This window comes from Parapedobacter sp. GCM10030251, assembly GCF_042666505.1.
Lineage (GTDB): Bacteria > Bacteroidota > Bacteroidia > Sphingobacteriales > Sphingobacteriaceae > Parapedobacter.
This window is the reverse complement of the sequence record NZ_JBHTDN010000002.1, coordinates 792,659-807,137: the sequence shown is the minus strand read 5'-3', so window position 1 is coordinate 807,137 and position 14,479 is coordinate 792,659. Positions and strand designations below refer to the sequence as shown.

The 14,479-nt window shown below is 49.1% G+C and carries 14 protein-coding genes; 5 read left to right on the top strand and 9 right to left on the bottom strand.

Annotation, left to right across the window (positions count from 1 at the left end; all coding sequences use genetic code 11):
• Positions 1–2: 2 nt before the first annotated feature.
• The 7 genes from ACFQRK_RS09075 to ACFQRK_RS09045 form a co-directional block, all read right to left on the bottom strand.
• Positions 3–1,478: a RagB/SusD family nutrient uptake outer membrane protein gene (locus tag ACFQRK_RS09075; protein WP_379005773.1), complete on the bottom strand. Its 1,476-nt coding sequence runs from the start codon at positions 1,476–1,478 to the stop codon at positions 3–5.
• An 11-nt stretch (positions 1,479–1,489) separates the two neighbouring features.
• Entirely contained in the window at positions 1,490–4,819 is a 3,330-nt protein-coding gene (locus ACFQRK_RS09070; protein ID WP_379005771.1) for a SusC/RagA family TonB-linked outer membrane protein, read from the bottom strand.
• 195 nt (positions 4,820–5,014) lie between these two features.
• Positions 5,015–5,971, bottom strand: a complete 957-nt coding sequence (locus tag ACFQRK_RS09065; RefSeq protein ID WP_379005769.1) for a FecR family protein — start codon at positions 5,969–5,971, stop codon at positions 5,015–5,017.
• 68 nt (positions 5,972–6,039) lie between these two features.
• Positions 6,040–6,651, bottom strand: a complete 612-nt coding sequence (locus tag ACFQRK_RS09060) for an RNA polymerase sigma factor (protein ID WP_379005767.1) — start codon at positions 6,649–6,651, stop codon at positions 6,040–6,042.
• Between the two features lie 97 nt (positions 6,652–6,748).
• Positions 6,749–6,961, bottom strand: coding sequence for an OsmC family peroxiredoxin (locus ACFQRK_RS09055; RefSeq protein WP_379005765.1), 213 nt, complete (start codon positions 6,959–6,961; stop codon positions 6,749–6,751).
• Positions 6,962–7,156: 195 nt separating this feature from the next.
• Positions 7,157–7,360 carry a hypothetical protein gene (locus tag ACFQRK_RS09050; protein WP_379005763.1) on the bottom strand — a complete coding sequence of 68 codons (204 nt, stop codon included), beginning with the start codon at positions 7,358–7,360 and terminating at the stop codon, positions 7,157–7,159.
• Positions 7,361–7,405: 45 nt separating this feature from the next.
• Entirely contained in the window at positions 7,406–7,780 is a 375-nt protein-coding gene (locus ACFQRK_RS09045; protein WP_379005762.1) for a winged helix-turn-helix transcriptional regulator, read from the bottom strand.
• 17 nt (positions 7,781–7,797) lie between these two features.
• Here ACFQRK_RS09045 and ACFQRK_RS09040 point away from each other — a divergent pair, with 17 nt between their 5' ends.
• Together ACFQRK_RS09040 and ACFQRK_RS09035 are read left to right on the top strand one after the other, a co-directional pair.
• Positions 7,798–8,697 carry an SDR family oxidoreductase gene (locus ACFQRK_RS09040; protein WP_379005760.1) on the top strand — a complete coding sequence of 300 codons (900 nt, stop codon included), beginning with the start codon at positions 7,798–7,800 and terminating at the stop codon, positions 8,695–8,697.
• A 37-nt stretch (positions 8,698–8,734) separates the two neighbouring features.
• Positions 8,735–9,058, top strand: coding sequence for a nuclear transport factor 2 family protein (locus ACFQRK_RS09035; RefSeq protein WP_379005758.1), 324 nt, complete (start codon positions 8,735–8,737; stop codon positions 9,056–9,058).
• Between the two features lie 136 nt (positions 9,059–9,194).
• Here the strand turns inward: ACFQRK_RS09035 and ACFQRK_RS09030 are convergent, their stop codons facing one another.
• A complete protein-coding gene (locus tag ACFQRK_RS09030) occupies positions 9,195–9,641 on the bottom strand; it encodes an SRPBCC domain-containing protein (protein ID WP_379005756.1) in 447 nt (148 codons plus the stop codon).
• A 79-nt stretch (positions 9,642–9,720) separates the two neighbouring features.
• On the opposite strand from ACFQRK_RS09030, the gene ACFQRK_RS09025 reads away from it, so the two are divergent.
• The 3 genes from ACFQRK_RS09025 to ACFQRK_RS09015 all read left to right on the top strand — a co-directional run bounded on the left by ACFQRK_RS09025 (position 9,721) and on the right by ACFQRK_RS09015 (position 13,521).
• Entirely contained in the window at positions 9,721–10,182 is a 462-nt protein-coding gene (locus tag ACFQRK_RS09025) for a hypothetical protein (protein ID WP_379005754.1), read from the top strand.
• A 150-nt stretch (positions 10,183–10,332) separates the two neighbouring features.
• On the top strand, positions 10,333–12,708 hold the full coding sequence (locus ACFQRK_RS09020) for an ABC transporter permease (protein ID WP_379005752.1): 2,376 nt from the start codon (positions 10,333–10,335) through the stop codon (positions 12,706–12,708).
• Between the two features lie 96 nt (positions 12,709–12,804).
• Positions 12,805–13,521 (top strand): 3-ketoacyl-ACP reductase, encoded by a 717-nt coding sequence (locus ACFQRK_RS09015; RefSeq protein ID WP_379005750.1) that lies wholly within the window; start codon positions 12,805–12,807, stop codon positions 13,519–13,521.
• A gap of 170 nt (positions 13,522–13,691) precedes the next feature.
• Here the strand turns inward: ACFQRK_RS09015 and ACFQRK_RS09010 are convergent, their stop codons facing one another.
• The gene (locus tag ACFQRK_RS09010; protein ID WP_379005748.1) at positions 13,692–14,276 is read right to left on the bottom strand and encodes a sigma-70 family RNA polymerase sigma factor; all 585 of its coding nucleotides are present in this window, start codon (positions 14,274–14,276) and stop codon (positions 13,692–13,694) included.
• Between the last annotated feature and the right edge of the window lie 203 nt (positions 14,277–14,479).

Sequence of the window (14,479 nt, the reverse complement as noted above, 5' to 3'; positions counted from 1 at the left end):
ATTTATTCGCCGATCCAAAGCGGGTTCTGGACGAGCACGCCGTTGCTGTTATCTATTGCAAGCAAAGGCAACGGTTGGTAATAGTTCTTCGGACGCCGAAATACCCGCCGCCCCACGTCTGAGGGGTGCATCTTCTCAGGACGTGCGTAGTATTCTTCCAGATCGATGATGCCGGCTTTGTCCCAGCGCAACAAGTGTTGATGGCGCATATTTTCGCCGGCCATCTCTACACGTGTTTCATGCATGAGGTCGTTGATGCCTGCACCGGCAATAGGGACGAGGTCCGCCCGTTTTCGAACCTCATTGATCAGCGCGTCTCCCGCGCCCGGCCCATCCAGCCGGATCTGTGCTTCGGCAACCATGAGGTAGGTGTAGGCGGCACGGAGCAAAGGTACGTTCAGGGTGCGGTTATACGACCCGTTCTGATTAAAATGCATGTATTTGGTATAGCTGTTTCCGGTGCTGGATAATCCGGGGGTGTGCTCAACCCAACCTAAATCATTACGCCAGATAGACTCGCCATCGGAAATGACAGTAGCGCTTTTGCGTTCGTCGCCGGCTTCAAACTCGTCAACAAGGTCATCAAGCGGTTCCTGAAAACCGTACGCTCCCCAGGGCCGGGGGCCGCGGTGAGCAGGCATACGGTTTAAGTCTCCCATCCAAGGGACATCGTTCATCAGTACAAAAAGCACTTCTTCGACACCCTCGTTTCCGGGCAGAAATAACGCATGGTAGTCTTCTGCCAGGGCATAATTATCAATTACCTGTCGCCCACTGCTAATGGCCTTGCCCAGCATTTCCTCGTCGGCGTATTCACGCGCCCGATCCATATAGACCATGTTTAATAAAGCCCATGCAGCGCCCTTGTTTACGCGAGACGGTTCGTTTCGGAGCGGTAATAAATTTGCTGCCTGTTCTAAATCTTGAATAATGAAGTCGCTAACCTCGGTATAGCTTGACTTGGGCACATTGTAATTGCCCGCGGTGACCTCGTCTTCGTTAATGAGCTGTACCTCACCATGGAGAATCATTAACCGGTAATAGGCGAATGCCCTGAGGAAGTAAGCTTCGCCCACAATGGTGTTGTAGGTGTCCTCACTGATCGATGATTGCGCTGCAACTTTGGGTGCCCCAAGCAGTACGCCCGTCGCTTTGGCGATAATATCGTATTTGCCCTGGTAGGTATTGGCTACCTTGGCATTGTACGTATTGGTATTAAAAGTTTCGATGTCTTCGTCATCACTGTGATCGCCTGCCCGCCAATGGTCGTCAGACTGATTGTCCCAGAACAGCTCGTCACGGGCAAACGCGCTGGTTTGATAGGCGGCATATACGCCCACAATGGCATCGGTAAGGTCTGCTTCCGAACTAAAAAAGTCGGCTTCGGTACGGTTTCCTACCGGCTCCAAATCGAGAAAGCTGTTGCATGATACGGACGTTTGGGCGATGAAAAAAAGCGCAATTAATTTTCTTGTCATGATGAATGGTATTAAAACGTGAGATCTAAGCCAAATGTGTAAGTTTTCGATTGGGGATATTCGGTGTAGATGATGCCTCGGCTCACATTGCTAAACCCGGAATTTTCTTCGGGGTCTACGATGTTTGCGCCGGTCAGCGTTAGCAGGTTCCGGCCAGCCAAAAACAGCCTCGCCTGTTTAACACCTATCGCAGCAAGCCTTTTGTTGGCCAGCTGATATCCGACCACTAAATCTTTCAGTCGCAGGTAGCTGGCGTCAGTTACGGCGAGGTCGGATTCCCGGTAATTTTCGTTCGCGGATACACGGGTCAGCCGGGGCCATTTTTCGGTGCTTCCGGGGCCGGTCCAACGCTCCAAGGCATTGGCGTGCATGTTGAATTTCTGGTTGGCCTGTATGTTGCGCATCATAATGGCGTCATAAACTTCATACCCCAGGCGGCCACTGAAATTTGCGGAAAGGCTAAACGGACCATGGTCTACCTGGATAAAGAAGCCGTAGCTCATGAAGGGATTTGGGTCGCCGATATTAGTCCGGTCTTCGTCGCCGATCCTGCCGTCGCCATTCAAATCCAGGAAACGGACGTCTCCGGGCGCGATGTTGGCTTTCCGGCTGTCGTTGGCGATATTCGGGTCGCTTTGGATCTCCTCCTGTGTTTGGTAGATGCCTGCTGTTTTCCAGCCGTAAAATGCAGAAAGCTCCCCGCCTTCATAGCTGCGTGTAGGCCCGTTCCCGGATAGAAACGAGTTTTCGCCGTTTAGCTTAATTAGCTTATTTTTTATAAGTGAGGCGTTTGCACCAACGTTGAGATAGGTATTATCGTCAAATTGGTGCATGGCGCTGACCTCAAATTCGAAGCCATGATTGCGAATATCGCCGATATTTGAGTTTGGAATGGTAATGTTACCCATGGTGAGCTGCCTGATGGATGGAATGAGCATATCTTGGGTCCGCTTGTCAAAATAGGCCGCATCGATTTTAAGCGCCTGCTCAAATAGACCAATCTCTAGAAGCACATTGGTCGTGGCGCTTTTTTCCCAGGTGATGTCCCGGTTTGCAAACGACTGAAGTCGTGTCCCTGTGACGTTGCGCCCCCCGATGATATAGCGCTGGTCTTTGGCGTAGATGCCGAGGTATTGGAATGGTGTCACATTCTGATTGCCCAGCTCACCCCAACCGACGTTCAGCTTCAGGTTGGACAGCGCTGGAAGGCCAGCCATGAACTGTTCATCCGATATACGCCATCCGGCGGAAAATGCCGGGAAATAGCCCCACCTGTTGCCCTTGGCGAACCTGGAGGAACCGTCTGCGCGAACAGTGGCTGACAAAAAGTATTTGGCGGCAAACTGATAGTTGGCCCGCCCGAAAAAGGAGGCCAGAGCCGTGGGATCTATAGGTGACCCTGATCCGGTCAGCACATCGGCATTATTCAGTACAAGGTGATTTTTCGCTAACGAGGCGAAACCTTCACCCCGCATCTCTTGGTCTTCGCCGTCAAACGTTTGCGCGGTAGTCCCACCCGTTATAACAAGGTCGTGCTGACCGAAACGCCGGCTGTAGGTGGCATAAAGTTCGCCCAGCCATGACGTTCTCGAAGCGGTGCCTTTAGTCAGTACTGGATTGGCGATAGTACGCGATTGCAGGGGCGTAGGCTTGTTAAACACCTCACGTTGTGCATTTCGGTAAGTGTAAGCTGTACTGCCTGTTAACTCGAGGTGGTCGGTGATCTGTAGGGTTGCTTTCAGGTTGACCAGCGCATTCATAGACTCGTTGGTATACCATTCTTCAGTAGCTTTATAAACGGGGTTCCACATATCCCCTAAGTCATTGTGTGCACGTCCTGACCCCCAATCGCCTTCGGCAAAAGGTTCGCTGTCCAGGCTGCTTCCCAAATTCCCATTCCCATACTTCACGGGGATGGATGGGTGAAAAAAGTAGGCGGCAAATAAGGTTCCAGAAGAGGCTTGCGCGTCGTAGTTTAACTGGTCTTGGTTTTTGTTTAACCGAAGGCTGCTTGTGAGCTGAAACCGGTCAGAAATTTTTTGTGTAGCCTTTAGACTGAATCCAATCCGCTCAAACGAGCTGTTGATCTGCGTTCCGTCTTCATCGCGGTAGTTAAAATTGGCATTGACGGTCGTGCGGTCGTTGCCGCCGGAAACGGCAAGATTATAATCTTGGTAGGGGGCAAGCTGGAAAAACTCATCCTGCCAGTCGGTCCGTGTGGCATTGTAATAGTTGTCTGACCAGGGGCTGACCGCCGGCACCGTGAGCCCGTTGATTTCAAAACTTTCCCGTTTAAGGGCATAGAGCTGCTCGCCATTGAGCACGGGGTATCGTTTGATGACGTCGTTGACCCCGGCCGAGGCATTCAGTCGGATCGTGGTTGGTTGATTGAAATTTCCGCTCTTGGTGGTCACAAGAATCACGCCGTTTGCTGCCCGTGTGCCATAAATGGCGCCGGAGGCGGCGTCTTTTAAAATCTCAATCGATTGGATTTCCAGGGTTGATAGTTGCGCAAATACCGTCATGTCTACCGGCACGCCGTCAAGCACGACGAGGGGGTCGGTGGCATTGATAGACCCCATGCCGCGGATTCGGATATTTGGGGTCTTTCCGGGAGTACCGTTGTTTAATATTTCCACACCAGCGGCCCGGCCCTGCAGGGCCATCGCTACGTTAGACACCGTTGTGTTTGCGATATCCCGCCCGCTCACCTGAGAGATGGAAGCGGTAAGGTCACTTTTCTGCTGTGTGCCATAGCCGACCACAACGACGTCTTCCAGCACCTGCGCGTCGGCGAGCAGACGGATCGTAAGATTTGCAGTCCCAGTGAGCGGGACTTCCTGTGACAGATATCCGATAAAGGAAACCACCAGCAGTTCAGTTCCGGACGGCACGGCAAGTTTGAAGCCGCCGTCAGCTTCGGAAACGGCGCTGATCATTGGGCTCCCTTTCACGGCGATCGTGGCCCCCGCCAGCGGATGCCCTTGCGAGTCCATGACTTTGCCGGTGACGCTACGTGGCTGTCCTGCCGTAATGAAAATTGTGCCCTGCCGTTCGAAAAACGAGAGGCCGTGTTCGCCGAGTAATATCCTTAATATTTCTCCGAGGGTTCTTTCCGTAAAATTTACTTTGCTGACCTGGATCTTAGATAAACCAAGGCTGCCCATAAATGCAAATTCTGCATTCGTCCTGCGTTGTAGATCAAGCACCACCTGATCAAGTGTCTGGTTATCATAGGAAACGCTTACTCGTTTTTCCAGCACCTGGGCGTTGCTCATTTCGGCGCGGAGACTCATCAAACCCGCAATCAGCAAAACCTGGATTACGGAGAGTGTTCTCATAATTTTTGGTAAAAGAATTTTGTCCATTTTTATGTTATACCCCCAAACGATATCGTGAAACTAATCGCTATATTTGGGGTCGGTGATTTGATATGATTATTAAATATCGCCAGCTCGGTGCATGGATAGGGTTCGAAGCTTCCATCCACCAAGACCTATTGGCAGGGTTTGCACTATGCATCCCTGCTTTTTTCATTATTGGATAATGATTCGGTCCGTTCCCTCCTTTCTATGTTGTTTTCCGATCAATGTGCAAAGTTTTTCCACGGCCTCCGCTAAGGGGCGTGCCCGGTTGACGGTCAGATTAAACCGGCCATTCTGCACAGCCGGGTCATCACTTTTTAAGTGTACACCGTAGGTATTGTGGAATACCTGGCAAAGCTCGGCGAAATCTGCATTTGCCAACTGAACTTTTCCGTTTACCCAAGCACGGTCTACCGGCACGCCGGACCGGAGCTCATATTGACCGTTACGTCGGTCAAAACTAAGCTGATCTCCGGCGATGAGCTTGCCAATGGCCGCCTCCTCGTGGCTCACTGCTACCCGCCCTTTTTCCACGCCAATGCGTACCTGGTTGAGGCTGCCGTATGCGTTGACATTAAAGGACGTGCCGAGCACCCTCACCACCAGTGATTCGGTATGCACGATGAAGGGGCGGGTATGATCATGCTTGACATTGAATAATGCTTCACCTATGAGGTATACATTGCGGTTTTCGCGGCCAAAATTTCCAGCAAGCCGGAGGGTGGAATTTGCGTTGAGGAAAATCTCTGTACTATCGGAAAGCACCACACGCTTCGTTTGTCCGGCACTGGTCGCAAACTCATAGGAATGGTGCTCCGCATGGCGCTCTTGCGGCTCCCGGTTTGAGCGGAGATATAGGGCGGTTGCTATCGAACCTATCAGCAAAATTGCTGCCGCAACGCGTATCCATGGCGTGCGCTGCCATTTCCTCCGCAGCGGTCGGGTTTCGATCCGTGACAATGCTTTTTCCTGAAAACTCTTCAAGTAGTCCGGGTCATCCAGCCAAGGGGCATCTTTACCGTTAATATCGAAGGAATCGTACCAGCGTTCCAGGACATAGCGCTCGGCCGGAGTAGCCGTCTTCTCCTTATACCGGGCTATTAACTGAGTGATGAAAGTGATTTTCACGTACTGTAATTTTGCCTGAAGGACGGACGGCAACGCGAAAAGTATGTTTCGGAATTTTGAAGAACTTATTAATTTTTTGTTAATAGATAAGTTAGTACAATCAGGAACGACCTATCCAGGCCGGGCTGCCTTGCGGCCAGTGTGCGGTGTAGCCTGCGGATCATTTCCGAGCTGTAGCCTTTGACCGTCTGTTCGGCGAGGCCGAGTGCTTTTGCAATTTCTTTTAGCGAATAGTCTTCCCCACGCAGGATGAAAATTTTCTGCATATTTTCGGGTAGCTCAGATACAGCTTCGGACAATAGCGTCTCCATGTCCTGTCGTACGAGTGTTTCTAGGATGGAGGATTGCATAGTTTCCATTTGTTCCAACAGATGGCGGACTGCCCGCTTATGCAGCGCAGCGCGGCGGAAGTGCGTAAATATGCGGTTGCGGAGCGCAACGTTGAGGTAGGCCGACAACGCACCCCCTTCGATCGTCAGGGTTTCCCTTTTTTCCCAAAGCTCCATCAGTAGGTCCTGCACCATATCTTCCGCATCAAACTTGCTATCCAGCCTGTTGAACGCCGCTTGTAGTAATCGTTTGGAATGCTCACTTACCAGCTGCTCATAAGCATTCCTTTCACCCACCCGAAGGGCTTCGATCAGGCCTTGGTCAGAATCATAATGCATGCTATTATCCATCACAAGTTTCCAAGCCGCAAAGGTAGTTTTAGTACCTGGCGCAATTAAAATATCCTGTGTTATTTATAAGTTAATTTTGCCCGGCCTCGCTAATGCATCAGAAGCCGGTGAGCGCAAAGCTTACCGCCATGGTAAAACATCCGACATGGGCCGCGGCCAACAACTCTTCCGGATTCGTACCCTTTTCCCCGCCCTCAAAGCGCGTTTTGAAGCTGTAGTTCGCCCGGCTCAGGAACCCGCTTTGCGTAGTCAAGTCGCCTTTGCCCTCTTTTTGATTACCTGTCCAGTGTGCTTTTGCTGTTCTTTTCATGGTGTTTCAACTTTTAATGTTCAATTGTCCCTATTGACCATACAACGATGAGTCAAAATATCGTATAGAGTTTGGCAGATCCGGCCAATTATTAGGGGATTTGGTTCACTGTTTTGAAATAAAAAGATAAGCCGATGACGTAATTTCATCGGCTTATCCGGTCATAGCTGCCAAAACGCGGAGGCCGGCATGCGGTTATCGGGCTACACGGACTTTATACGCTTTCATATCGGGTATCTGGATGCGAAAACCGGGGTTTATGCCATACACGTGGTGCGTCCACCAGCTTTCCTCGGCAATGGTATAGACCAGTGCGCCGGTCACCGCATCGTAGTTGGCCGACTTGACGTTTTCGCGATTTCTTAACGGCTCAAACGGTGTGAAGGCTCCCGTTTGCATGTCTGCCAGCCAGACGTGGTGGTGGGTAACTGGCTGTTGTAAACGCTATTTCATAGCTGAAGTTGACGCTCCGCGCTTCACAATCACATTCCGCAATCGCTCCTCGTTTTCATCGCCCCATTTACCGAGTTTAGCAATGATAGGAAGCAACGTCTTACCAAATTCGGTAAGGCTGTATTCCACTTTTGGCGGCACAACCGGATAAATAACTTTAGTGATCAGCTCATGTTCTTCCAATTCTTTCAACTGAATATGCAACACCCTGCGTGAAGCACCGGGAATTTTTCGCTGCAGTTCACTTGGGCGTCTGTGCCCTTCATTGATAAACCACAGCAAACGGATTTTCCACTTGCCATAAAGCACTTCGCCAATCAAATCCAAACCGCAATTGAGGCTTAACGGTATCTTTCTTTCGTACATTTAACAAATGTAGCCCAATGTTCCAAAATGCGCAACAGGGAAAAATTTCTCCCTATGCAATTCGTTTTTCCGTACTTGTCGCTGTGAAACATACTTGTCAATTTTGCATTAAAATTCAGCAAATGGGACAAGTATTTAATTTTAATGATGAATTATCAGGCAAAATTGTGTTGGTAACAGGCGGAACAAAAGGAACAGGGAGAGCCATTGCCGAACGATTAGTAAACGCAGGTGCAACCGTTATCATCACCGCAAGAAATCCGCCCGAACCACCCAACGAAAAACTACATTTTATTCCGGCAGATTTAAGACAATCCGCCGGTACACAGAGAGTAGTTTCGCACGTTTTGCAAGCATTCGGCAGGTTGGACATTTTGGTAAATAACCTGGGTTCGTCTCAAACGCAAGGCGGTGGCTTTACAACCCTAACGGACGAAGACTGGGAAACAACCATCCACACCAACTTACTTGCACCGGTTCGGTTAGACCGGGGGTTTTTACCGCAAATGGTTGAACGCGGTCAAGGCGTTATCATTCACATTGCATCGATCCAGGGCCGCTTGCCCCTGTACGATTCCACATTGCCTTATGCCGCAGCTAAAGCGGGATTAATCAATTACAGTAAAAATTTATCAAACGAAGTTTCACCGAAAGGCGTCCGGGTATTAACGGTTTCACCCGGATGGATTCAAACAGACGGTGCAACAGGAATGATGAATGAAATTGCGGAAAGAACAGGAGTTACAGTTGAAGAAGCGGTACAGCAGGTCATGAAAAGTTTGGGTGGCATACCTATCGGCAGACCGGCACAGCCTGAAGAAGTTGCCGAACTGGTTGGTTTTTTGGTTTCGCCAAGGGCCAACTATTTAACAGGAACAGAATATGTCATTGACGGTGGAACAATTCCCACGATCTAAATAAACAACATTGACGCATTATTAAAAATCAAGAACGATGAAACTACAAAAAACAATAGCAAGTTTAGTAAACGCACAAAACAGCTACGACAGTACCGCTTATGCAAATTGTTTTGCAGAAGGGGCCGTTGTATTGGATGAGGGCAAGACGCACAACGGGCGAACGGAAATTGAACGTTGGATTGCGGATGCCAACGAAAAATACAAAACGGTAATGAAACCGGTCAGTTTTGAAGAAAACGGAACAACTTGTATTTTGAAAGCAGAGATTTCAGGCACTTTTGATGGTAGCCCTACTGTACTGAGCTACCATTTTGAGATCGCCGGTGAACAAATACAGTCGTTAAAAATCACGGGGTAGGGGGCAGGCCGAGCCGTACCGTGAAATCGTTATACGCATTAACTGTTGACGTCCTTGTTGCTTACATTCATCTCGAACCGGTGGCATGCTTTCCCGAAATATACCTATTTTTGAGCGAACAACAAATATCAGTTAGTTAGCCGCCCTGTTCAATGATCCGTTTTAGCAGGGGAACCGTCGACCGCCAATAAAACGCCAGGTGCCGATAGATCGCCTCGGTGGGAAAGTTGGTCACCGTTACCGCAAGGTCTGTCTGTCCCTCATTGGGCAACAATTTGAAACCGATGACCGAATGGTTTTCCGGTCGGTTTGCCAAGCGCGATAGTGAACTCAGGTGGGTGTATCGGATGGCTTTTTCCCGGCCGAATTGCAGTACCGTGCCGGTGTTCACAAAGGCCACATGGTGAAAGCCGGCGATGCGGATCGGATGAGATACCTTCCAATCGGTATGCACGTTGACGTGCATTTCCGGCTCGCCCATCCATTGTTCCATGAATTCAGGCACGGTCAGGTATTGCCACACTTTTGACGTCGCGGCCTCGATACGTATTGTTACCTTTACTGGGACTTTTGTTATATGCATTCGCAAAGGTATGAATCGTTTTCTTACTTAAAATAATCGGTTGTCGTAACTACCACGGGTTTTTTAGGCACCTTCGTATATGAAAACATATCGACTCACACGATCCCAACAATTGCCTTGCGATATCCACGTCGCTTGGGCATTTTTCTCCGCTCCCGGCAACTTGGCCAGGATTACGCCGCCCGATATGAAGTTCACGGTGCGTACACCCGTAGGTAATCAGCCGATTTACGAAGGCATGCGCATTGATTATTATGTGTCACCATTGTTCGGGATACGCCTGAAATGGCAAACCGAAATCACCCACGTCGATCATGAGCGTAGCTTTACCGACATCCAGAAGAAAGGTCCCTATCGGTTATGGCACCATCACCACGAGTTTATCCCGAACAACGGCGGCGTACTGATGCATGACACCGTTGACTATCAATTGCCCTTCTGGATGCTCGGCAACCTTATCCAAGGCGTAGTTCAGAAAAAATTAAACCACATCTTTGATTTCCGACATCAGGTGTTGACCACCCTTTTTACGGAAAAATAGTTGTGCCTTGGTTCCGCACCGGCCAACGCAGTGGCCTTTCCATCGACGGACAGTCTGCTGAGCGGATGACCCGATCCCCGTTGATAGGAAAATCTTAATGCACATGCAACTTTTTAAATAGCCGGTAGTCTTTTGACAAATTGATTACTTATGAAGCTGAGATTGCTACCCAATTATTTCACGTTTATATGGAGATTCATCTGGAAGGATCGTCTCGCCACAAGCCTTAATTTGATCGGTCTTTCAACTGCCCTGACGAGTGCCTTGTGTATATATTTCTGGGTGCGCAGTGAGCTGCAGCGGGATCGGATCTTCGAACTGGACGACCAAATTTATCAGGTTATTAACCATGTGAAGCAGCACGACGGAAGCATACGAACCCTTGAATGGACACCTGCGCTGCTTGCGGACGCATTAATGCAGGAACTGCCGGAAGTCGATCGGGCGGTAACTGTCCTGAAATCCGGATCCGTATCCAAAGGCGTCCTGGTTACCGCTTCCAACGCTTTGCGGGCAGCTGAATGGTATGTCAGCGATGGTTTCTTTACCGTATTTCCCTATCCGTTTGTCGAAGGAAATCCAGACGATGCGCTCAAAGGAATTAACCGGATTGTGATCTCAGACAAGCTCGCCTTTCGCCTCTTTGGGCAGCAAAACAACCTGGTGGGAAGGCAGGTGAGCTGGTATAAGAACGGAAGCGAAACATCCTGTGTCATAAGCGGCATATACCGGCACCCCGGAGGCAAAATCTCCGAAGAATTCGATGTACTTATTCCTTTCTCCGCTTATACACGGGAGTATCCGGAGCTAAATGACTGGAAAAACAACGAGCCGAGCACCTACGCACTGCTCCGCCAGAATACAAAGGAAGGCGATTTCCGCAATAAGATTGCCGGCTTTCTGGCCAGTAAAAACGGCGATGCAAGTCAGTCTCTTGATATACGGCGCTATGCAGACAAGTATCTGTATGGTACTTATGAGAATGGCAAATCCGTAGGCGGAAGAATAGCCTATGTCAGGTTATTCTCCCTTATCGGAATGCTCATACTCATCATCGCGTGCGTTAATTTTATGAACCTGGCCACCGCAAGATCGTCCGCAACGATAAAGCAGGTAGGTGTCCGCAAACTTATGGGAGCTAGTAGGTGGAACCTGATCGGCATGGTCCTGTCTGAGGCCGGCATGGTCACTTGTTTGGCGACTTGCTGTTCAGCGGTTATTCTTGCATTCGCCCTACCCATGCTTAGCGATCTTACCGGAGGAAAACTCATTTTTTATCCCGATCTACCGAGCGTCTTTTTCCTGTTTGGAATGAATTTGTTAGTTGCACTCATTGCTGGCAGTTATCCTGCTCTTTATTTTTCCCGTCTTTTGCCGAAGATAGCGATGAAAGGAATACTGCCAACGTCCTTTTCCCGTATCATGTTTCGTAAAGTTCTGGTCAGCTTTCAGCTGTGCATGAGCATGCTCATGGTGGTGGCCGTAGTGGTCGTCTATAAACAGATGCGCTTTATTCAATCCGATAATTTGGGGATAGACAGGGAACAGGTATTGCTGATCAGGGCCGAAGGGGCATTGAAAGACCAGACCGCTGCCTTTATGAATGAAATTAAGGGGATACCCAATGTCGAGCGCGCTTCGGGCTTCAATGGAAGCCTGACGGTTAATGTCACGTCAACCGGTGGTGTAGAATGGCCAGCAAAAACCGACGACAGCGAAGTCACCTTTAAATATTTGTTTGTAGACAAAAACTTTACCCAAACTCTGGGAATAAAGCTGTTAAAGCAGCTGCCATTTCCGGTGAATTTCCAGCCAGAACAAGCTATACTCGTCAATAACGCAGCTGCCAAAGCGATGGCGTTGACAGATCCGGTCGGCGCGCATATCAGGGTTTGGGGAGAAGATAAGGTAATTGTGGGAGTAACCGAAGACTTCCATTACGAATCTTTCTATGAAAATGTCAAGCCTTGCTTGCTCATTATCACTTCTGAGGTAGACAATATTGCCGTCAAACTATCAAGCGCTGACATGGGTTCGGTCGTGAATGATATCCAGGAGGTCTATCATTCCTATAATGCTGAGCTGCCCTTTGAGTTTCAGTTTTTAGATGCACAATATGACGCATTGTATACGTCTGAAAAGCAAGTGATGGTGCTCGGAAGGTATTTCGCTATTTTGGCAGTAGTGATATCGATGCTGGGCTTATTTGGGTTAATGGCATTTTCATTGCAACTTAAGCGGAAAGAAATCGGTATTAGAAAAGTAATTGGTGCCTCAGCACTTCATATCGTTAGGTTAATGATAAACGAATTTGCACTAATTGGGGCTGTTTCAATAGCAGTTGCACTCCCTGTCTCCTGGCTGGTGGCCAATTCCTGGCTGAACAATTTTGCTTACCGGATTTCCGCTGACGTTGCGGATTATGCACTATTGTGCCTTTCCGTGAGTATAATTACTATTGGGGTCATTGCATTACAGGTGTTGTTGTCTACCCGGTCAAACATCATGGAAGACCTAAAAGAATAGCTGCCTAGTTTTGGTCTGGCGGACATTCATCGAAACCGGTGGCATGCTTTTTCGGAATATTCCTACCTTTGAAAGAACAACTAATACAAGTTAACGATGAATAGTTTAACAGGAAAAAAAGCAATCGTAACCGGCGGAAGCCGCGGTTTGGGCAAAGCAGTGGCGCTGGCGCTTGCCGCTGAAGGCGTACACGTTGGTATTACCGGGCAAAATGAGGAAAACCTAAAAACGGCGGTGTCGGAGCTTAGGGTGCAGGGCGTCGAGGCGAGTTATGCGGCTTTTAACGTGGCAAATGAAGAGGAGGTCCAAAGCGGTGTCAGCGAGCTCGCCGACGCATTGGGTGGCGTGGATATCTTGATCAACAACGCCGGAGTAGGCCAATTCGGAGCCGTGATGGAAATGTCCTCGGCAGATTTTAAGAAGGTTTTTGATACCAACCTCTATGGTGTGTATTATGTTGCCAAAGCTCTGTATCCGCACCTGAAAACATCCGGACACGGTGATATCGTGAATGTGGCGTCTACCGCCGGACTTAAAGGTGGGGCTGGCCTGTCTGCCTACGCTGCATCCAAAGCGGCGGTGATCTCGCTTTCACAGTCGATGATGGCCGAATGGCGTAAAGATAATATCCGGGTCATCACCCTGACCCCGAGCACGATTGCTACCGATATGAGTATCCAGCTCAAATTAACTGACGGCAACCCGGACAAAGTGCTGCAGCCCGAGGATTTTGCGCAGTGGGTGTTGGATATCCTGAAGATGAATCGCCGCGCCCTGATCGCCAATGGGTCAATTTTTAGTACCAATCCGTAGCTGTTGACAGTTGTCAACCTATTTTATTAACATTTTTCATCGTTTTTCTTTCCACTTAAATAGCTTTGCTTTATAAGTTTAAATAAAATATCGACCGCGGCTCCGGCAAGTTGCGATCCAGCTACGGAACGGCCGTCGTCATACAGGAGGATGCTGCCCTTAGTGACAACTTAAAATATAGTATATAACAAGGAAATGGCTTTCTTGAGTTTGGTAACGCACAGATGCACTTGGTTTTGCACGGTCTTGCGCGAAATGCCCAGCTTTTCGGCGATTTCCTTGGTGGTTAGATCATCGCGAAAGCGCATGTGATAGATTTCCTGTTGCGCGGGCGTAAATTGGTCGACGAGCTCGTCGTGAATCGATAACAGCTCCTGGTAAAGCAGCGGATGGTCGGCGGCTGTGTCGGTTTCTCTAAGTTCAGCCAAGGTAGCCGTTAGCGGCGATTTCCGCTGCTCAGCCTTTATCCAATTGAGCACACCATTCTTTACGGCAATAAAGAGGTAATTCGGGATATTAGCGATATGCAGCGATTGCCGCTTTTCCCACAGGCGAAGGAATAGACCCTGGGTAATGTCTTCGGCCAGATTGAGGTCTTTCGTGCGGGCGTAGGCGAGCTCAAAAACATATGCCCAGTATTTTTCGTATAGGCGATCAAACGAAGCATGGCAGCCTGCGGTCTGAATCAGCTGCCAAAGCCGCTTATCTTCGTCGTCCGTTGATCTATTGAAAGCCATCTTTGCAAAACTGTCCATTGCGCTTATACTTGCTGTTAACAAGATGTTAAGAAACCAAACTCGGTTTTCTCTTCGTATAACGCTAAATCGGATCCGCGTATCGCGGCGGATTACAATTGGGTGTGTGCAATGATAAACGTTAATTCATTAGGATGCAAATTTTTTGCAGGGTGAAAAAAAGTAAAAAAGTCATGGGACTTTTTCGCATCGCACTGTCTTTA

Bases quoted from the DNA above. Each gene is read 5' to 3' on its own strand.
- ACFQRK_RS09075 (WP_379005773.1), bottom strand. From the start codon at position 1,478: ATGACAAGAAAATTAATTGCGCTTTTTTTCATCGCCCAAACGTCCGTA.
- ACFQRK_RS09070 (WP_379005771.1), bottom strand. From the start codon at position 4,819: ATGAGAACACTCTCCGTAATCCAGGTTTTGCTGATTGCGGGTTTGATG.
- ACFQRK_RS09060 (WP_379005767.1), bottom strand. From the start codon at position 6,651: ATGGATAATAGCATGCATTATGATTCTGACCAAGGCCTGATCGAAGCC.
- ACFQRK_RS09055 (WP_379005765.1), bottom strand. From the start codon at position 6,961: ATGAAAAGAACAGCAAAAGCACACTGGACAGGTAATCAAAAAGAGGGC.
- ACFQRK_RS09050 (WP_379005763.1), bottom strand. From the start codon at position 7,360: ATGCAAACGGGAGCCTTCACACCGTTTGAGCCGTTAAGAAATCGCGAA.
- ACFQRK_RS09045 (WP_379005762.1), bottom strand. From the start codon at position 7,780: ATGTACGAAAGAAAGATACCGTTAAGCCTCAATTGCGGTTTGGATTTG.
- ACFQRK_RS09040 (WP_379005760.1), top strand. From the start codon at position 7,798: ATGTTCCAAAATGCGCAACAGGGAAAAATTTCTCCCTATGCAATTCGT.
- ACFQRK_RS09035 (WP_379005758.1), top strand. From the start codon at position 8,735: ATGAAACTACAAAAAACAATAGCAAGTTTAGTAAACGCACAAAACAGC.
- ACFQRK_RS09030 (WP_379005756.1), bottom strand. From the start codon at position 9,641: ATGCATATAACAAAAGTCCCAGTAAAGGTAACAATACGTATCGAGGCC.
- ACFQRK_RS09025 (WP_379005754.1), top strand. From the start codon at position 9,721: ATGAAAACATATCGACTCACACGATCCCAACAATTGCCTTGCGATATC.
- ACFQRK_RS09020 (WP_379005752.1), top strand. From the start codon at position 10,333: ATGAAGCTGAGATTGCTACCCAATTATTTCACGTTTATATGGAGATTC.
- ACFQRK_RS09015 (WP_379005750.1), top strand. From the start codon at position 12,805: ATGAATAGTTTAACAGGAAAAAAAGCAATCGTAACCGGCGGAAGCCGC.
- ACFQRK_RS09010 (WP_379005748.1), bottom strand. From the start codon at position 14,276: ATGGACAGTTTTGCAAAGATGGCTTTCAATAGATCAACGGACGACGAA.